General features: G+C 66.6%; 15 protein-coding genes and 1 riboswitch. All 15 genes read right to left on the bottom strand.

All coding sequences use genetic code 11. The features are described from left to right. Positions 1-376 precede the first annotated feature (376 nt). The 15 genes from BW934_RS12430 to BW934_RS12360 all read right to left on the bottom strand — a co-directional run bounded on the left by BW934_RS12430 (position 377) and on the right by BW934_RS12360 (position 19,403). Positions 377-1,333 carry an EamA family transporter gene (locus tag BW934_RS12430; protein ID WP_076348560.1) on the bottom strand — a complete coding sequence of 319 codons (957 nt, stop codon included), beginning with the start codon at positions 1,331-1,333 and terminating at the stop codon, positions 377-379. 72 nt (positions 1,334-1,405) lie between these two features. Continuing rightward, positions 1,406-2,692 carry a phosphoribosylamine--glycine ligase gene (gene purD, locus BW934_RS12425; protein ID WP_076348558.1) on the bottom strand — a complete coding sequence of 429 codons (1,287 nt, stop codon included), beginning with the start codon at positions 2,690-2,692 and terminating at the stop codon, positions 1,406-1,408. Positions 2,693-2,724: 32 nt separating this feature from the next. Then, a complete protein-coding gene (gene purH, locus BW934_RS12420) occupies positions 2,725-4,290 on the bottom strand; it encodes a bifunctional phosphoribosylaminoimidazolecarboxamide formyltransferase/IMP cyclohydrolase (protein ID WP_076348556.1) in 1,566 nt (521 codons plus the stop codon). Positions 4,291-4,323: 33 nt separating this feature from the next. Beyond that, the gene (gene purM / locus BW934_RS12415; RefSeq protein ID WP_076348554.1) at positions 4,324-5,352 is read right to left on the bottom strand and encodes a phosphoribosylformylglycinamidine cyclo-ligase; all 1,029 of its coding nucleotides are present in this window, start codon (positions 5,350-5,352) and stop codon (positions 4,324-4,326) included. 3 nt (positions 5,353-5,355) lie between these two features. Then, entirely contained in the window at positions 5,356-6,798 is a 1,443-nt protein-coding gene (purF, locus tag BW934_RS12410) for an amidophosphoribosyltransferase (protein WP_076348552.1), read from the bottom strand. 19 nt (positions 6,799-6,817) lie between these two features. After that, the gene (gene purL / locus BW934_RS12405) at positions 6,818-9,058 is read right to left on the bottom strand and encodes a phosphoribosylformylglycinamidine synthase subunit PurL (protein WP_076348550.1); all 2,241 of its coding nucleotides are present in this window, start codon (positions 9,056-9,058) and stop codon (positions 6,818-6,820) included. Next, positions 9,051-9,731 (bottom strand): phosphoribosylformylglycinamidine synthase subunit PurQ, encoded by a 681-nt coding sequence (gene purQ, locus BW934_RS12400; RefSeq protein ID WP_076348548.1) that lies wholly within the window; start codon positions 9,729-9,731, stop codon positions 9,051-9,053. The genes purL and purQ overlap by 8 nt, the downstream gene beginning before the upstream one ends. Continuing rightward, positions 9,728-9,988, bottom strand: coding sequence for a phosphoribosylformylglycinamidine synthase subunit PurS (gene purS / locus BW934_RS12395; protein WP_076348546.1), 261 nt, complete (start codon positions 9,986-9,988; stop codon positions 9,728-9,730). Before purS ends, purQ begins: the two co-directional genes overlap by 4 nt. After that, positions 9,985-10,704, bottom strand: coding sequence for a phosphoribosylaminoimidazolesuccinocarboxamide synthase (purC, locus tag BW934_RS12390; RefSeq protein WP_076348544.1), 720 nt, complete (start codon positions 10,702-10,704; stop codon positions 9,985-9,987). The genes purS and purC overlap by 4 nt, the downstream gene beginning before the upstream one ends. A 26-nt stretch (positions 10,705-10,730) precedes the next feature. After that, on the bottom strand, positions 10,731-12,023 hold the full coding sequence (gene purB, locus BW934_RS12385; protein ID WP_076348542.1) for an adenylosuccinate lyase: 1,293 nt from the start codon (positions 12,021-12,023) through the stop codon (positions 10,731-10,733). Positions 12,024-12,232: 209 nt separating this feature from the next. Continuing rightward, a complete protein-coding gene (guaA, locus tag BW934_RS12380) occupies positions 12,233-13,762 on the bottom strand; it encodes a glutamine-hydrolyzing GMP synthase (RefSeq protein ID WP_076348540.1) in 1,530 nt (509 codons plus the stop codon). Between the two features lie 163 nt (positions 13,763-13,925). After that, positions 13,926-14,027, bottom strand: a riboswitch (purine riboswitch). A 64-nt stretch (positions 14,028-14,091) separates the two neighbouring features. After that, positions 14,092-15,075, bottom strand: coding sequence for an MBL fold metallo-hydrolase (locus BW934_RS12375; protein WP_234969786.1), 984 nt, complete (start codon positions 15,073-15,075; stop codon positions 14,092-14,094). Positions 15,076-15,192: 117 nt separating this feature from the next. Further along, positions 15,193-17,211 carry a transglutaminase TgpA family protein gene (locus BW934_RS12370; protein ID WP_076348538.1) on the bottom strand — a complete coding sequence of 673 codons (2,019 nt, stop codon included), beginning with the start codon at positions 17,209-17,211 and terminating at the stop codon, positions 15,193-15,195. An 18-nt stretch (positions 17,212-17,229) separates the two neighbouring features. Beyond that, positions 17,230-18,351 carry a DUF58 domain-containing protein gene (locus BW934_RS12365; RefSeq protein ID WP_076348536.1) on the bottom strand — a complete coding sequence of 374 codons (1,122 nt, stop codon included), beginning with the start codon at positions 18,349-18,351 and terminating at the stop codon, positions 17,230-17,232. After that, entirely contained in the window at positions 18,348-19,403 is a 1,056-nt protein-coding gene (locus tag BW934_RS12360) for an AAA family ATPase (RefSeq protein WP_234969784.1), read from the bottom strand. The genes BW934_RS12365 and BW934_RS12360 overlap by 4 nt, the downstream gene beginning before the upstream one ends. Positions 19,404-19,489 lie beyond the last annotated feature (86 nt).

Here is a 19,489-nt window from a genome sequence, read left to right as displayed (position 1 = left end):
CAATCCAAGCGTCTATCCTGTACTCCATTTGGGGTCGCATGGACTTGTGGGTTTGGTGGTCTCGTGTGTTTAGTTTTCAAGGAGCGTTCCCGCGCTCTCGCGCGGTCGTTCGCGCCGCCTCGCGGGCGGCGAGAATGATATTAACACCCTTTTGCAGCGTCTGTCAACCTCCATTCTCGAGGAAATTCAATCCACCCTGATGCGGCCCTTGATTTCGCTCCTCGCCTACTGGACGCAACAAAGGAACGAGCGGCGCGCATCCCGCGCACGCCGCTCGATTTCGCGCCCATCCCACAGGCCAAACACGCCCCTTCGAACTTCCGCTCCAGCGCCTCCTCTGCCTCAGCGCCTCCTCTGCCTCAGCGCCTCCTCTGCCTTAGCGCCTCGGGACCTCGCGCGATTTCACAAGTCGAGCGCGCAGGCGGGCCTTGGTCAGCATCGAATGTTGCGGGTCGAGCGCGCGACGCACATCCCAAAGCCGCAGTTCGCTGACCATCATGCCCGCGAGAATGAGCGCGACGCCCAGCCATCGGATGGGAAAGACGTGATCGCCGTTCAAGAGCCATGCGCCGACGACGGCCACGGGAAGTTCCAACGTGCCGAGCACTGCGGCCGTGCGGCCACCGATGCGCGGGATGGCGACGAGGGCAAACAGCGTCGGAAGAACCTGACTCAAAAGCGCGACCCAAAATCCCCAGAAGAGCGTTGGAGATGGGCTGGCCATGAGCCTGTGAACGAACGGGCCGGGTGGGAACACTGCCAGCACGGCGAGCCCGGCGATGGTGATCACGAGCGCGGAACGAAGCTCTGGAGAGACGTCGGGATCGTTGTAAGCGGAGAGGGTGAGATTCACGGCATAGGCGAGCGCGGCGCCTAGCCCCATGAGGGCAGCACCGAAGGGGACGCTCTTCCACGAGGCCCCGGTGGCTCCGACGGCAAGGACGGTGCCGCCGAGAATGAGGACGAGGCCGACCCACTTCGCGGCCCCTGGGACGCGGCGATGCCAGATGGCATCGATGAGCGTCGCCATCCACACGAACTGGAACATGAACACGATGGCGACGGAGGCCGGCAGGACGGCGAGCGCACGATAGTACGTGTAGCAGAACAGGGCATTCATGAGGCCGATGAGGGCGATGAGCAGCCACTGGCGGCGATCGATCCGCTTGCCCCGGTGGCGAAACAGTGCGACGGCCCACAGGCACACCGCCGCGATGGCGTACTGCGCGTCGGTGGCCGTGGCGGGATCGAGCCCGGATGCGTACGCGATGCGCAGAACGGGCGATACGAGCCCGTACATCGCCGCCGCACAGAGCATCAAGATGGCGTACAACGCGATCCCTCCTCCGCGTAAAGCGGCCAGCGTCGTGGCCGCCATTCCCGGAGATAAGGATAGCGCACATTGCTAGGATTGCCAATTATGTGCGATATCGTGGCGATACTGCGCTCCGCTAAAGCGGATCGAGGCGACGGCGGTGTACGCGCGGTCCAGGGCCGCGGGGATGTCGTGCGCGACGGCGCTCACGGTGAGCACGCGGCCGCCTGCGGTTTCGAGGCGGCCGCCTTCGCCCGCGCGCGTGCCGGCGTGAAACACGGTCACGCCTTCCGGGAGCTGCCCCGGGAGCTCGATGGGCACGCCGGTCTCGGAGGACGCGGGGTAGCCCGCGCTCGCCATCACGACGCACACCGCTGCATCCCGGTGCCAGGACACCGCGGCGGGTTGCAGGGAATCGTGCGCAACCGCCCACATCACCTCGAACAGGTCCCCGGCAAACAGCGGGAGCACGACCTCCGTCTCGGGATCGCCGAAGCGGCAGTTGAACTCCACGACCTTCGGCCCCTCGTCGGTCAGCATGAGTCCGGCGTACAGCACGCCGCGATACACCGCGCCCATCTCGCGCAGGCGCGCGAGGGTCGGCTGCACAATCTCCCGAGTCACGCGGTCGATCACGTCCTGCGTCACGCGCGGCACGGGCGAGAACGCGCCCATCCCACCCGTGTTCGGGCCGCGATCGCCATCCAGCAGGCGCTTGAAGTCCCGGGCGGGGAGCATCGGCACGGCGGTGTGGGCGTCGACGAAGTACATGAGCGACACTTCCACGCCCCGCATGAACTCCTCGATCACGACCCGGTGCCCCGACGCGCCGAAGCGCCCGCCGACGAGCATGTCCTCGAGCGCCCGTTCGGCCTCGTCGACGGTCTCCGCGACGACGACGCCCTTGCCCGCCGCGAGCCCGTCCGCCTTGACCACAATCGGCGCGCCGTGCGCGCGAACGTAGGCGCGAGCCTCGTCGAGATCGGCGAACGTGCGGTGGCGCGCCGTCGGCACGCCGGCCTCTTCCATGACCTGCTTGGAAAAGGCCTTGGAGGCCTCGAGCTGCGCCGCCAAGCGGCTCGGCCCGAAGACGGCGATCCCGGCTTCGGCGAGCGCGTCCGCCAGCCCCTCGGCCAGCGGCTGCTCGGGGCCCACGGCCACGAGGTCCACGCCGCGTTCGCGGCAAAAGCGCACCATCGCGGCGTGATCGGACGCCGAGATGTTCACCAGCTCGGCCCACTCCGCCATGCCGGGGTTCCCCGGCGCCGCGTAGATGGTGGGCCGGCTCTCACTCTGCGCGAGTTTCCAGACCATGGCGTGTTCGCGCGCGCCTTGGCCCACCACGAGCACGCGCGGGCGCCGCTCTGCGTTTCCCATCGTCTCTCCTCCTTGACCGTGTTCGACTCGCCTCAGTGCAGGAAGTGGCGTTCGCCGGTGAACACCATGGCGATCCCGGCCTCATCTGCGGCGGCAATGCTGTCCTCATCCCGGATGGAGCCGCCCGGCTGGACGATCGCGGCAATTCCCGCGCGCGCCGCAGCCTCGACCGTGTCTCGCATCGGGAAGAACGCGTCGGAGGCGAGGACGGCCCCCTTGGCGCGCGCACCGGCCTGCTTCAGGGCGATCTCGGCCGCACCCACGCGGTTCATCTGCCCTGCGCCGATGCCAAGCGTTTTTTGGGCGTCCGCCACGACAATGGCGTTGGACTTGACGAACTGGACGGCGCGCCAGGCGAAGCGAAGCGCCTCGTACTCTGCGTCGGTCGGTGCGCGCTTCGTCACGACGCGCCAATCGTTCGGATCGGCCGAGGCGTGATCGACCGACTGGACCAAAAAGCCCCCGGTGACGCGCCGGAACGTCACGGCGCCTGACGGCCACACGGGCTGAGACATGTCGACCGTCAAGAGGCGCAGATTCTTTTTCTTCGCCAGGACCTCGCGCGCTTCCTCAGCGAAGGTTGGCGCGATGATGATCTCGAGGAAGATGCCGGCGAGGCGCTCGGCGAGGCGGCGGTCGACCTCGCGGTTCAGCGCGACGATGCCGCCGAAAATGGAGACGGGATCAGCCTCGTACGCCTGGTCAAACGCCTCGAATAGCGTGCTGCCGCGGCCGATGCCGCAGGGGTTCATGTGCTTGACCGCCACGGCGATGGGCTCGCCGAAGTCGTCAAACGCGCGGAGGATTTGAAGCGCGCTGTCGGCATCCTGGATGTTGTTGTAGGAAAGTTCCTTGCCTTGAAGCTGCTCGGCTCGCGCGATGGTGGCCTTCGTGGCGTTGGGCTCCATGTAAAAGTGGGCGCGCTGATGCGGGTTCTCGCCGTAGCGCAAAGCCTGCTTGGCGACGCCCGTCACGTGGAACACCTGCGGCCACTCGTCCTCCCCCTTGGCCTCAGGGGCGAGGTCACCCGCCAAATAGTCGGCGACGAGCGCATCGTAGCGCGAGAGCGTCCGAAACACCTTGGCCGCGAGCTCGCGGCGGAACTCGCGCGACACCTCGCCCTGGCGCAGGGCCTCAAGGACGCGCGGGTAATCGGCGGGATCGATCACGGGGAGCACGAATTCGTGATTTTTGGCCGCGCTGCGCAGCATCGCGGGCCCGCCGATGTCGATCATCTCGATGGCCTCGTCGTCCGTGACGCCTTCGCGCGCGATGGTTTTCGCGAAGGGGTACAGGTTGACGACGACGAGATCGATGGCCTTCAGGCCGTGCTTCTTCATCTGCTCCACATGCTCAGGCACGTCGCGGCGCGCCAGCAGTCCGCCGTGCACGCGCGGGTGGAGCGTCTTCACGCGCCCATCGAGGATCTCCGGAAAGCCGGTGTGCTCCTCGATGGGCGTGACGGGGATGCCAGACTGCTCGAGCAGCCTTGCGGTGCCGCCGGTCGAGAGGATGTCAAAACCGAGCTCACGCAACGCTTCGCAAAACGGCACAATGCCTTCCTTCTCGTAGACGCTGACGAGCGCCAGTCCTGCCACGTTCCCACTCCTTTGCGGGCTGACCCGCTTTCTCTAGTCGAGAAACACCACGCCGCCGTCGCCGCGGGCGATCCGGCCGATCTCGTACACCGCCTCGCCCTCCTCGCGAAGGATCGCGGCCGCGCGCGTCGCCTCGGCCTCGGGCAGCGCGACGACATAGCCGATGCCGAGATTCCAGATGCGCGACGCCTCCTCCAGGGAAAGGCCGCTCGCGCCGAGCAGCCACTGAAACACCGGCTGCATTGGCCATGACCCGCGCCGGATCTGCGCCTCGCAGCCCTTGGGGAGCACGCGCGGCAGGTTGTCGACGATGCCGCCGCCCGTGATGTGGGCCATCGCCGTGACGCGCACCCCGCCGCGCAGGAGCTTGAGGACGCTCTTGACGTAAATCCGCGTCGGGCGAAGCAGCACCTCCGCCGTGTCCGCGTCCTCGCCGGGAAACCGGTCGGTGAGTTGAAGGTTGTGCTCCGCCACGAGCTTGCGCACGAGGGAGTAGCCATTTGAATGCACGCCGTTTGACGCGAGCCCGAGCAGCACGTCCCCCGCTCGCACGGCCGATCCGTCCACCATCTCGCCGCGGTTCACGCAGCCCACGGCGAAGCCGGCGAGATCGTACTCGCCATCGCCGTACATGCCGGGCATTTCGGCCGTCTCACCGCCCACGAGCGCCACGCCGGCCTGGCGGCAGCCCTCTGCGACGCCCGACACCACCGCTTCGGCCACGCCGACGTCGAGCTTGCCGACGGCGAGGTAGTCCAGAAAAAACAGCGGCTCCGCGCCCACCGTGAGGATGTCGTTGACGCACATCGCCACGCAGTCGATGCCGACCGTGTCGTGCCGCCCCGCGGCGAAGGCGATTTTGAGCTTCGTGCCGACGCCGTCGGTGCCGGAGACCAGGACGGGCTCCGAGAACCGTGCGAGATCGAGCGCAAACCCGCTCGCGAAGCCGCCGATGGCCGCGAGCACCTCGGGCCGGAGCGTCGACTTGGCCAGACCGGCGTATCGCTTGGCCGCCTCGTTGCCGGCGTCGATGTCGACGCCCGCCTGTTTGTACAGATCCAAGGTTCACCCTCCTATGCGGATGGGCTCCATGCCCTCGTTCAGCGTCTGATCGATCAAACTCGTCGGATAGCGGCGGGTGAAGCACGCGTTGCAGAAGGGCACGGGCGATCCGGCCGGAAACCCGAAACCCTGCATCAGCTCCTCCACCGTCAGGAACTCGAGCGAGTCGGCCTCGATGGCACGCCGGATGTCCTCGACGGAGTGGCGCGCGGCGATAAGCTCGTCCTCCTTGGCCGTGTCGATGCCGTAGTGGCACGGACTCACGTACGGCGGGCTCGAGATGCGCACGTGGACCTCGAGCGCTCCCGCGCCGCGCAGCAAGCGGACGATGCGCCGGGAGGTGGTGCCGCGGACGATGGAGTCGTCGATGAGGACCACGCGCTTGCCCTCGACGACGGATCGGACCGCGTTCAACTTCAGGCGGACGCCGAGATCGCGCAGCTCCTGCGAAGGCTGGATGAACGTGCGCGCGATGTACTTGTTCTTGATGAGGCCCGTCTCCAGTGGGAGCCCGCTTTGCTCGGCGTAACCGGCCGCGGCCGACACGCTCGAGTCCGGCACGCCGATCACGATGTCGCCCGGCGCGGGATGCTTTTCGGCCAGAATGCGGCCAAGCTGCTTGCGCACGCTGTGCACGTTCCAGCCGTCGACGTCGCTGTCGGGGCGCGCGAAGTACACGTGCTCAAACGTGCACATGCGCCTGGGTCCGCGCGGCGCGAACCGCACCGAGCGCACGCCCGCCCGCGTGATGTGCAGCAGTTCCCCGGGTTCGACGTCCCGGATGAGCGTGGCGCCGACCGTCTCGAACGCGCACGACTCGGACGCCACGACGTGCGCGTCACCGAGCCGGCCGAGGACCATCGGGCGCAAGCCAAACGGATCGCGCACGGCGATGAGCTCGTCGTCGCTCAGGATGACGAGCGCAAAGCCACCCTCGATCTTCCGCACGGCCCGCGCGACGAGATCGGCCAAATCGCCCGCGCCCTCCTTGGCGATGAGGTGCGCGATGACCTCGGTGTCCGACGTCGTCTGAAACAGGCTGCCCTGTTCCTCCAACTGAATGCGCAGGAAGCGCGCGTTGACGAGGTTGCCGTTGTGCGCGATGGCGAAGTTGCGCGCGTGCGTCGCGAGCGCGATGGGCTGCGCGTTTTGTATCGTGTTCGATCCGGCCGTCGAGTACCGCACGTGCCCGATGGCGGCGTGGCCGTACAGCCCCTCGAGCTCGCCCGCCCGGAACACGTCGGTCAAAAGCCCCAATCCCTTGTGGCTGTACATGCGCGATCCGTCCGTCGACGTGATGCCGGCCGCCTCTTGTCCGCGGTGCTGGAGCGCGACGAGCCCGTAATAGGTGAGCGCAGCCGCCCGCGGGTGACCAAAGATGCCAAAGACGCCACACTCTTCGCGCGGCTTGTCGTCGTAAGCCGCCTGCTTTTCCACGCTATCCACGCCTGGTCTCTCCTTTGGCTCAAACCGTTGCGCGCGAGTCGACAGCATGCGAGCGGAGAAGGCTCGGAATCGCGGTTCGGTACGCCTCCTCCAAATCTGCGAGCGAAACGCGGACGCGATGCTCGCCGAATGAGACTTCGAGATGCGGCGCGCCGGTGAACTCCCCTGCGGCGCGCGCCGGGACATCGAGGGCCTGGGCGAGATCGAGCAAGGGCGCCAACGCCTCCGGCGCGACCGCCGCGATCGCACGGCCCTGCGCTTCGGAGAACAGCCAGCCCGCGAAGCGCACCGCTTCGGGCGCCGCGATGGACGCGCCGCAGCCCGCGCCGATGGCCATCTCCGCGATGGCGACGGCCAAGCCGCCTTCGGAGACGTCGTGGACCGCCTGGGCGAGCCCGTCCGCCGCGATGCGCTGCAGCAGTTCGTGCAGGCGCCGCTCGGCGGCGAGATCGAGATAGGGCGCATCGCCCACCGGCTCCCCACACGCCAGCTCAGCGTACAAGGACCCGCCGAGATCGTCGTCCTCCCGGCCGAGCACCACCAGCGTAAGCCCCCGCGGGTCTCGCGGCATCGAGGGCATGCGGCGCGCGATCCCGTCGAGGACCCCGACGCAGCCGACGATGGGGGTCGGATCGATGTCCTGGCCGCGCGACTCGTTGTACAGCGACACGTTGCCGCTCACGACGGGCGTGTCGAGCGCGCGGCAAGCCTCCGCCATGCCGTCGATGGCGTCCGACAGCTGGCGCATGACCGCGGGCTTCTCGGGATTCCCGAAGTTTAAGCAGTTGGTGATGGCGAGCGGCTTGGCGCCGACGGCGGCGACGTTGCGGGCCGCCTCCGCCACGGCGATGGCGCCGCCCTTTTTGGGATTGAGCCGGACGTAGCGGGCATTGCCATCCGTCGCCATGGCGATGGCTTTATCCAGGCCGGGCACTTTGACGAGCGCCGCGTCCATGCCAGGGCCGATGACCGTCTGCGCGCGCACCATCGTGTCGTATTGGCGGTAGACCCACGACTTGTCCGCGATGTTCGGGTGGCGCATCAAGTCGAGCCAGGCCGCTTCGATCTGGCCGAGATCGGGCTCAGGGATGCGCGCGGCCTGCGGCTCGACGGGCGGGCCTACGGGCCTTGCGTACACGGGCGCCTCGTCGACGAGCGCCCGAACGGGGATTTCGGCCACCACGTCCCCGTGCCACAGGAGGCGAAGCATGCCGTCGTCGGTCACGCGCCCGACGTCCGCCACCTCCAGGCCGTAGCGCCGAAAGATGGAGAACGCGACGTCTTCCTTGCCGCGCTCCAGCACGACGAGCATGCGCTCCTGCGACTCGGACAGCATCATTTCGTACGGCGTCATGCCCGTCTCGCGCACGGGCACCCGGTCCAAGGCGAGCTCGATCCCGCCGCCCGCGCGGCTCGCCATCTCCGCCGATGACGACGTCAACCCGGCGGCGCCCATGTCCTGAATTCCGACGACCGTACCTGTGGAGATGAGCTCGAGGCACGCCTCCATGAGCAGCTTGCCGAGGAACGGATCGCCCACTTGCACGGCGGAGCGCTCCTTTTCCTCCGGATCCTCCGCCGACGCGAACGTGGCGCCGTGAATGCCGTCGCGGCCGGTCCGCGCGCCGACGACAAACACCGGGTTCCCGACGCCCTTCGCTTCCCCGCGCACGATGCCGTTTGCGGGCAGGATGCCGACGCACATCGCGTTGACCAGCGGGTTCTGGCGATAGGTCGGCGAGAACTGAACCTCGCCGCCGACGGTGGGGATACCGACGCAGTTCCCATAGCCGCCGATCCCGGCCACGACCTGCGCGAACAAGTACCGCGTGCGCGCGTCGTCCAGTGGCCCAAACCGCAGGCTGTCCAAAAACGCGATGGGCCGCGCGCCCATCGTGAAGATATCGCGCAGGATGCCGCCGACGCCTGTCGCTGCGCCCTGGTAGGGTTCGACGGCCGAAGGATGGTTGTGGCTCTCCATCTTGAACGCCACGGCCCACCCGTCGCCGATGTCCACCACGCCCGCGTTTTCGCCCGGTCCCTGCAAGACCTGTGGGCCCGATGTCGGGAACCTGCGCAGGTGGACTTTCGAGCTCTTGTAGCTGCAGTGCTCCGACCAAAGCACGCCGAAGATGCCAGCCTCCACGTAGTTCGGCAGGCGTCCAAGCTTCTCCACCACCAGCTCGTACTCGGCGTCGGTCAGCCCCAGGCTCCGATAGATGGCGCCACTCCGAATCTCTTCAGGCGTTGGCTCACGCATGCGTTAGGCCCTCCTCGACGTGCGCGCGAATCGACTGAAACATGCGAATGCCGTCCTCCGACCCCATCCACTCGATCACGGCGCGCTCAGGGTGCGGCATGAGGCCCAGCACGTTGCGCCTGGCGCTCAAAATGCCGGCGATGTCGTCGGCCGACCCGTTTGGATTGTCGACGTAGCGGAAGGCGACTCGGTCCTCGCGGCGAAGCGCTTCGAGAACACCGGGTTCCGCGTGGAACCGCCCTTCGCCGTGCGCGATGGGAATGCGGATGACTTCTCCCCGCTCATACAGGCGCGTGAACGGCGAATCGTTCGTCTCCACGCGCAGCGCGGCCACCTCACACCGAAACTGGAGGTGCTCGTTGTGCAGAAGCGCGCCGGGAAGCAGGCCGGCTTCCGTGAGAATTTGGAATCCATTGCAAATGCCGAGCACCGGCTTGCCTCGCTCGGCCTCGCGGGCGATGGCGCTCACGACGGGCGAAAAGCGCGCGATGGCTCCGGCCCGAAGGTAGTCGCCATAGGAGAAGCCGCCCGGAAGCACGATGGCGTCATACGCCGACAGGTCCGCGGCGTCGTGCCAGACGAGATCGACCGGGTCGCCCGTCACCAGGCGGATGGCCTGCTCGGCGTCGCGATCGCAATTGGAACCCGGAAAGACGACCACCGCCCACCTCATTGGCCTCGCTCCTTGACGTCAAACGCGTAGGTCTCCATGACGGGATTCGCGAGCACCTTCTGGCACATGTCCTCGACTTGGCGCGCCGCAGCCTGTTCGTCCTCGGCGGCGATGGTCATCTGAATGAACTTGCCGATGCGCACCTCGCCCATCTCCTGAAACCCCAGCGAGACGAGCGCGCCTTGGACCGCGTGACCCTGAGGATCGAACACAGACGGCTTCAACCACACCTTGACCTCGACATCGAATTGCTTCAACGCGCCACGCCTCCCTTGAGCCGAGCCCACACTTCTTGGTACGCCTGTTCCACGCCGCCGAGATCGCGCCGGAACCTGTCCTTATCCATCTTTTCCCTCGTGTGTTCGTCCCAAAGCCGGCACGTGTCGGGCGAAATTTCGTCCGCGAGGACGATCTCGCCGGAGCCCAGCCGGCCGAACTCCAGCTTGAAGTCGACGAGGATGAGCCCGGCGTCGCGGAAGCGCCGGACGAGGAGGTCGTTGACGGCGAGCGCGAGGCGCCTCAGCTCCGCGAGGTCCTCCGCTGTCGCCAGATGGAGGAGGATGGCGTGATCGTCGGTGACGAGGGGATCGCCGAGCGCGTCGTTTTTGTAGTAGAACTCGACGAGCGGGCGCTCGAGCGGCGTGCCCTCCTCGATGCCGAACCGCTTGGCGAAGCTTCCGGCGGCGAGGTTGCGCACCACGACCTCGAGCGGAATGATGGCCACCTTGCGCACGAGCGTCTCGCGCTCCGAAAGCTGTTCCACGAAGTGCGTCGGCACGCCGTGCTCCTCGAGATACCGAAAGAGGAGATTGCTCACCTGGTTGTTGATGGCGCCCTTGCCGACAATGGTCCCTCGCTTCTCGCCGTTGAACGCGGTGGCGTCGTCCTTGTACACCACGCGCACCACGCCCTCGTCGGGCGTCGCAAACACCTTTTTCGCCTTGCCTTCATACAGCAGCGTTTCTTCGGCCATTTCGCCCATCCTTTCGTGAGAGCGGCTCACATGCCAAATCGCTGGAAGATGGTGTCGACGTGCTTCAGGTGCCAGGACGGATCGAACAGGGCGTCCACCTCTTCCGGCGTCAGGTGAGCCCGGACGCGATCGGAGGCGAGGACGAGCTCCTTGAACGATCTCGCCTCCTCCCACGCCTGCATGGCGAGCGGCTGGACGGTGTCGTACGCCTCCTCGCGCGACAGCCCTTTGTCCACCAGCGCGGTCATGACGCGCTGCGAAAAGACGAGCCCGTGCGTCCGGTCCATGTTTCGCCGCATGTTGTCCGGGTAGACGTGCAGGTCCGACAAAATGCGGTTCATCCGGTTCAACATGTAATCGATGAGGATAGTCGCGTCCGGCAGCACGATGCGCTCCACGGACGAGTGACTGATGTCGCGCTCGTGCCAGAGCGGCACGTCTTCCAGCGCGGGCACGACGTAACCGCGCAACACGCGCGAGAGCCCGGAAATCTGCTCGCAAGAGACCGGGTTGCGCTTGTGCGGCATGGCAGAGGACCCCTTTTGGCCCTTGTAAAACGGCTCCTCCACCTCGCGCACCTCGGACTTTTGCAGCGCCCGGATTTCCGTCGCGATTTTGTCGAGCGTCGTGCCCAAAAGCGCCAGCGTGAAGACGAACTCGGCGTGCCGATCCCGCTGCAGCGTCTGCGTGCTGATGGGTGCGGGCTTCAGGCCGAGGCGCGAGCAGACGTACTCCTCCACCCGCGGATCCACGTTGGCGTACGTGCCCACCGCGCCGGAGATCTTGCCGTAGCGCATGCGCTCGCTCGCCGCGTCAAACCGCTCGAGATCTCGCTCCAACTCCGCGTACCAGAGCAGGCACTTCAGCCCAAACGTCGTCGGCTCCGCATGCACGCCGTGCGTGCGCCCCATCATGACCGTGTATTTGTGCTTTTTCGCCAGCGCCTCCAGCGTCGCGAGAAGTTGCTCCACGTCCTCGCGGATGATCTGAATGGGCCTGCGCAGCTGCGCCATGAGCGCGGTGTCGACCACGTCCGTCGACGTGAGCCCATAATGCACCCACTTGCGCTCCGGCCCCAGCGATTCCGAGACCGCCCGAGTGAACGCCACCACGTCGTGGCGCGTCTCCTGTTCAATCTCCAGCACGCGCTTCACATCAAAGCGAGCGCGTTCCCGGATGAGCCGCGCGTCCTCCTTCGGAATGACGCCCAGCTCGGCCCAAGCCTCCACCGCCAGAATCTCGACTTCCAGCCACCAGCGCATCCTCTCTTCCAGCGTCCACAAGTTCGCCATTTCAGGCCGGCTGTACCGGTCGATCACGCCACATCCTCCTCATGTAAGCGCCCCAGGCCGCGCGGGCCCAAGGGCCGAGGTGTCTCGTCGACAGCGCGCCTTTTCAACTCTATCCGCGCTTCACAAGCGTTCCCACCGATCCCCATCGTAACACGATCGCGCCGGAGATCCGAACGTTTATTGTGAATTTGGCACGAACGTTCGATCCCGCGGATGCAGACTCGCCGGGCGGCGAGTCACTCCCACTCGATGGTCGCAGGCGGCTTCGACGTGATGTCGTACACCACGCGGTTGATGCCCGGGACCTCGTTGACGATGCGCGTCGAAATGGCCGCCAGGACCTCCCAGGGAATGCGGGCGAAGTCCGCCGTCATGCCCTCCTGCGAGTGCACGGCGCGCACGGCGAGGGTGTAGGCGTACGTCCTCTCGTCGCCCATCACGCCGACCGTGCGGTTCCCGGTGAGCACGGTGAAATACTGCCATATCTCGCGTTCCAAGCCCGCCTTCGCAATTTCATCGCGCAAAATGGCGTCCGACTCGCGCACGAGATGGAGCTTCTCTTCCGTGACCTCGCCGATCACCCGGATGGCGAGGCCAGGGCCAGGAAACGGCTGCCGCCAGACGATCTCCGGCGCCAGGCCGAGCGCCTCACCGAGGCGGCGCACCTCGTCCTTAAACAACTCCCTCAGCGGCTCGATGATCTCAAACCGAATGTCCTCGGGCAGCCCCCCCACGTTGTGGTGAGACTTGATGGTGGCCGCCGTGTGCGTGCCGCTCTCGATGATGTCCGTGTAAAGCGTGCCCTGCACCAGGTAGTCAAACGGCCCGAGCCGATCCGACTCTTCCTCAAAGACCCGAATAAACTCCTCGCCGATGATCTTTCGCTTCCGCTCAGGGTCCGTCACGCCCTCGAGGCGACTCAGAAACCGCGCTCTTGCGTCCACGCGCACCACGTCGATGCCCAGCTTATCCCGCAGGCTCTGCATCACGCTGTCGCTCTCGCCCTTGCGCAACAGGCCGTGATCGACAAACATGGCCGTGAGTTGGTGCCCAATGGCGCGGTGCACGAGCGCCGCGGCCACCGACGAGTCCACGCCGCCGGAGATGGCGACGAGTACGCGCTTGTCGCCGACCCGCTGGCGAATGGCCGCGATGGACTCGTCGATGAAGTTGGTCATCGTCCAGTCGCCCCGGCAGCCGCAGACTTGGAAAAGGAAGTTTTCCAGGATGCGCGTGCCGTGCTCGCTGTGATGCACCTCGGGATGGAACTGGACGGCGTACAAGCCCTCATCGGGGTTGGACATCGCCGCTATGGCGCCATTGTCGGTGACCGCGTCGAGGCGAAACCCGTCGGGGACCCGGGTCACCACGTCGCTGTGGCTCATCCACACGCCCTGGCGATCCGGCAGGCCCTGAAACAAGCGAGCCTCGGGCTTCACATCAATGATGGTGCGCCCGTACTCGCGCACCGCGCCGCGCGCGACGTCCGCATGGAATCGCTTGGCCACAAGCTGCATCCCGTAGCAGATGCCGAGAATGGGGACCCCGAGCTGAAACACGGCGGGATCGACATCCGGAGCCCCCTCCGCAAACACGCTCTTCGGCCCCCCCGAGAACACGATGCCCTTCAAAGGGCGCGACTTCAATTCCTCGGCCGACGTCGTGTGGGGCAGAAGCTCGGAATACACCCCGAGCTCGCGGATGCGCCGTGCAATCAGCTGGTTGTACTGGCCTCCGAAGTCGAGGACGGCCACAAGTTCATGCATCGACAGGCACTCCTTTGCGGAAAAGGTCGCGAGGAACGGTTACGACAACGGGCCGATCCCGCACGTCCACGAGGATCGGCCCGTCCAAGCCGGAAGAAGCACACGAAGGCGCAGGAGAGCTGCGCCTCGCGCTGCGGCGCGCGTGCTCTCCGGCGGCGTATGCGACGTTCCTGCCCGACCTCGTAGCAAGGCGATTTACGGTCGCCTCGTAGAGACTGCCGGGCCGTATTCCCGGCATTATACGAGTCTCGGATTACGCACCCATTCTATCGGTTTCGACAAGAGGCGTCAATTTGGGAAAACGAGGGCTCTTCACGCCCGCCATGCCGCTATCGAGCCGAGGCGGTCGCACAGGTCCACCTTCGAACCGCCCCGTCCATCGACGAGGTCACCTGACCGCGGCTCTCCATCAGATCGAGGTGACCTTGCACCTCCGACAGCCCAAGCATGACCACGGGCCCTTGCAGCTTGGGGAACAAGCGCGCGGTCACCTCCGCCACCGTCGACGCGCCCGCCGCGAGCGCTTCCCAGATCTGTTGGCAGCGCGACTCGTGTTCCGCGAAGCGCCTGTCGATGAGCGCCCGATGATCCGAGAACGGATCCCCATGGCCAGGATAGATGATCTTGAGATCGAGCGCGCGGGTGCGCTCCATCGACGCCCGGTAGTCGAGGAGCGGTTTCGGGCGAGGAGCGGCCGGAGCGGCCGGGGGCTCGACAAACGCGTTGGAGGAGATGGTCGGTAGCAGATGGTCCCCGACAATGGCGCATCCGTCTGCATCCACGAGGCAGATGTCGGTCCGGCTGTGCCCGGGGACGTACATCACGCGCCAGTCGCGCCCGCCTGCGCGCACCCTATCGCCGTCCTCGACGTACACGACGTCGCGCCAGTCGTACTTTTGCATCCAGATGCGCGACTCCCAGTGAACATCCGATCCCGCCTCTCGCGCAAACGCCTGGTAGAACGCGTCGAAGCGGCGGTGCTCTTCTTCGCCCAGTTCCACAATGCGCCGCGCCGACGAGGAGACGACGATGCGCGCGCCAGATGCCCGCTGCACCGCGGAGACCGCGCCGATGTGGTCCAAGTGCATGTGCGTGACCAAGATCTGCTCGATGTCCGCGAAGGAAACCCCGTGTTCAGCAAGACCGGCCTGCAGCTGCTCCTGCGATTTGGCAAAGGGAAGCCCGGTATCCACCAGCGTGAGCGGATCGCCCAATAGGAGGTATGCGTTTACGTGATCTTCGGGATACGGCGTCTCGATCCGCACCCGCTCGATGCCCGTCTGCATGGTCATCCCCCGGTTCTTCAGCGACATTCTCTCTTCATCTTACCACGGTTTGCCGGAGATCGACCCAGGAAATTCAGAAGTGAAACATCGTTTTGCCGGTGCAACCCGAGTCCCGCAGCGGCGCCCTGGCTATCGGCAGATCGCCTACCGCTTGGCCTGCACTTCCTTGGTCGGAGCCGCGTCGAGCCACCGGGCCAGCGGCGCGGCGAGATCGCGCCAGTCAGGGGAAGGTTCGGGTGACGAGCCGTACAACTTCGCCTCGGCCGCGCGCAGCCACGCGTCAAACGCGCCCTCGGCCCCGGCGCTTGCGGCGAGCGGCCGAAGATCGCGCAGGGTTGCGCCTGGCGACAGACCGAGCCGCGCTTTCGCCTGGCCGACGAGGCGCACAAACGCCTCCTGCTCGCCTTGCCACACCCTGCACCGCCTCCGGCGCACAACCGCAGCCAAGGCGAGGCTCGCCGCGGCGCACCCCGCGACAGCCAACCCCAGATCCTCCACCCCGAACGGCCTGTGCGACACGTGCGATCCGGCGAGCGCCCCGCGCCGCGCTCCAGGATGTGAAGACGCGATGGGAGAGGGCTTGACGGGCGCGGCCGCGAACGTCATGCGAAAACCGGGCGTGGCATCAAACGGCACCCAGCCAAACCCCGGAAAATACACCTCGATCCACGCGTGCGCGTCCGCTTCGGAGACCACATACGTGTCTGGAGCCACCTCGTTTTCAGGGCCCACCGCAAAGCCGGTCACGAAGCGCGCCGGGACGCCGAGCGCGCGCAGCATCACGGCCGCGGCGCTCGCGAAGTTGTCACAGTATCCCCTGTGGGTCTCAAAGAGAAATTGCGCCACGTAGTCCTGGCCCGGTGCGGGCGCAGGGATGTTGGACACGTCGTATCGCTCATGCCCGGCGAGGTAGGCGATGATCGCGCTGACCATCCCGTACTCTGTCGCCGCGTGCCGCGCGCTGACAATCTGCAGCGCGAGCTGCCGCACGCGCGCCGGAAGTTCCGCAGGCAGCTGCGTGTCGATGATCTGCACATCCCGCGGAATGGCGCGCCGGGCTGCCGCAAACGGCATGCGAACGGCTGCAAGGCTCGCGTACGGATCGACGGGCACAGCCGCCTCCACTTCGTACGACGCCCCCGGTCCGAGCGGCGCAGCCTTGATGTTGCCCTGAACCCTATCGATGGCAAAGTCATTTCCATAGAGCCCAGGCAGCCGCAGGACGCGCCGCACGGCGTAAGGGGCGATGAGGTCCGAGGTGTTCACGTCGCCCTTGACCGATACCGTGACGTCCATCGTGCGATACGCGAGATGCGAAAACGGCAACCCGCCGGGCAGCACCTGGCCGATGGCTGCGGTGGCCACGTCCGACCCGTCGAGCGGCACGGACAGCCAGCCTTGACCCGTGTAGTCGGCCAACACCTGCCCCCGGAGGTCGAGCGGCGCCGGCGCTCGAACCTCGAGAATGGGCTGCGGATCCGTCACGAGCGATCCGCCGAGATGGCTGTCGTCGAGACTGTACCCTGTCCGCGCAGGGACCTTCGGCACGAGCAGAGACGCAATCCGCGACACCCCCGGCACGAGCGGATTCTGGGGCGGAATGAGGGCGCACAAGGCGCCGCTCACCACCACGCCCGCACCCACCCCCGCGGCGATCCGGCGTTCCAACGGCGCACAAGGCGCGCGCCCAGAGCGGGACACAGCAAACAGCGCCAGCATGATCGCGACGCACATCAGTTCCAGGCACACGCCCGCCACCGGGCGCGTCAGCGAAACGGCCACGAGCCCGAGCTGCGCGACCCCGTTATAGACCAGCCACGTCACCGGGCGCCGATAGGCATATCGAACGAGGGCCATGGCCGCAAGCCCTGCGGCGCTTAAGGCGTAAAACCGCCATTCACCCGCGCCCGCCGTCATCGTTCCTCGGAACGCCGCGGATAGCCAGGCGCCAAGTGCCGCCTGACCTGCGATGAGCACCGCCCAGACGGCGCCGCGCACCCACGCGTTCTTGAGCATGGCACCAAGGCACACGGCGAGCCAAAACGCTCCCACTTCCAACGCCCAGTGACTGGCAACCGCGTAGCCGACAGGCGCCAGCGCAATCATCACCCAGGCACAGCAGAGGACACGTGGCACGAGCCGCCCAAGAGACCTTAGCGCCATGCTCGGCCCTCCCTTCAGCTACAGCCGCCCACGGCTTGGACGCCGTCCCTCATGTGAGGCGGCGATCTCCGCTCCGCCCGAGTCCCGACGGTCCCGCGCCGATACCACCGCCGTGTAGCGCCCCATCTCCGCGATGCACTTCCGCCCCGCCTGGTCCGCCGCCGTGACCAAGACCGTGGCGCAGCCCTCGCCGTGCATGGACGCGCTCGGCCAAGCGGTGCCAAGGGACCCATCGACCTCGGCCAGGGCGCGTCCCGCTTCCGCGGCCGTGCGGCACCGCTTGACGATCACGCCCTCTTCTCCGCGCGCCCCGACGAGGCACTCGACCGAGTCCCCCCTGCTCTGCCAGTGCGCCACGAAGGAGAAGGCCATGGAAAGGGCGCGCTCGGCGAGATCGGGCGGATCGCCTGGATGAATGAGCGGAATGACGCGCCACGACATGGGTTCTGGTGCCCTCTCTCGGGCGTACAGGCTGTGGGTACGAAGCGACGTCGGCCAGTGAATGACGCTCAGCCGGTCGCCCGGCCGATGTGGCACGACGCCGCCGGTTGGCACCGCATCCGCCGCTCGCCGCGCGGCGAGCTGCCTGCGCATCCAGCGCTCCAGCGCACGCACCGCTTCATCCACCGGCACGAGCGCGGGATACACGACGAGCTTTCCCTCGGCCGCCAGGCGGCGCTCGACCGAGATGAGGCCAAAGACGTCGCCCGCGCGAACACGAACGCTGTCGAGCGCGTACACGCCGCGCCGAAGCGAATCCACCTTGAGAACGGCCCGCACGGTCCCGTTTCGCCAGTCGGTTGCGACCGTTTCCAGGTGTTCTCCGACGCCGCGATGTCCCCGCCAATCAAGCTCCAGCTCGACATGCCGCGCCCAGCCCGCCGCGAATCGAAGCGCGGAGATGCATACGAAGATCTGAGCGTTTTCACCCGCAAAGGCGCGAGGCGGGAGTTTCACGCTCGCCCGGCTCCACATGCGCGCGGCCGCAACGACCGAAAGCTCGTAGATGAAAAGCGCATCCACGGCGCCCGCAAGTGCACAGAGGCCCGCGCTCCACGTGCCGAGCGCGAGGTAGGTCAGGCATGCCCCGACCAGCCACAGCGGCGCCAGAATCCACAATCGGCGCTGGAAAGGGATCATGGGCCCTCACCGAGCTTCGGCGCGGGGATTCGGCTGAGGACGTCCTCCAGCACAGCGGCGGGTGACATGTCGGTCCACTCGTCCCACGTGCCGCCCTCCGGGCGAATGCGATGCCCCCACACGGGGACGGCGAGGCGGCGCACATCGTCCGGCACCACATAGTCGCGCCCGTGAATGAAAGCCCAAGCCTTTGCAGCGCGGAGCAGAGCGAGCGAACCGCGCGGGCTCGGGCCCAGAAGCACGTGTGGATGATGGCGCAGCGCATCGGCGAGCGTCACGATATAGCGGAGCACGGCCGGATCGACGTGAACCTCGTCTCCCTCCCGGCGCCAACGCAACACGTCCGCCGTCGTCGCGACGGGCCGCAGCCGCTCGATGCACGCCTCCGCACCTCCCGCCGCCAGCATGCGCACCTCGTCCTCTCGCGGAGGATATCCGAGCCGGATGCACAGGAGAAAGCGGTCGAGCTCCGACTCCGGGAGCGAATAGGTCCCCTCGAACGAGCGGGGGTTCTGTGTGGCAAGGACCCAAAACGGTTCTGGCAGCGGACACTGCCTGTCCTCGAGGGTGACAACGCCCTCTTCCATCGCTTCAAGAAAGGCGCTTTGCGTTCGCGGCGTCGCGCGATTCAGCTCGTCGACCAGGACGATCTCGCTGAAAATCGGGCCCTTTCGAATCTGAAACGTGCCGCGGGCCTGATCGTACATCACATAGCCCAGAATATCCGCCGGCAACAGGTCCGGTGTGCACTGTATGCGGTTTATGGAAAGGCCGAGGAGGCGCGCGATGCTCTTGGCGAGCGTCGTTTTTCCGACACCCGGCACATCCTCCATCAAGACGTGCCCGCCCGCGACGAGCGCGCAGACAACCAGCTGTATGGCGTCCTCCTGGCCATAGACCACGGACGAACAAGCGTCGCACAGGCGAGCAAACACCGGTGCCAGCGGTTCCGCCTCGACCTTCATCTGCCGCGAAGCCAACGTCAAATCCCCAATCTCGTGTCGATTCGTCTTCCCAATTCTAACAAACAGCTCGGCGTCCGCATAGCTCACGAGATAGGCCATATAGTGGGTAGTGAAGAGACGCGCTCGATCCGGCCATCACATCCCACAGGCATTCCGCTTCGGAAGGAGATGGG

The sequence above is a fragment of the Alicyclobacillus vulcanalis genome (genome assembly GCF_900156755.1).
Taxonomy (GTDB): domain Bacteria; phylum Bacillota; class Bacilli; order Alicyclobacillales; family Alicyclobacillaceae; genus Alicyclobacillus; species Alicyclobacillus vulcanalis.
This window is presented reverse-complemented; position numbering and strand designations above follow the sequence as displayed.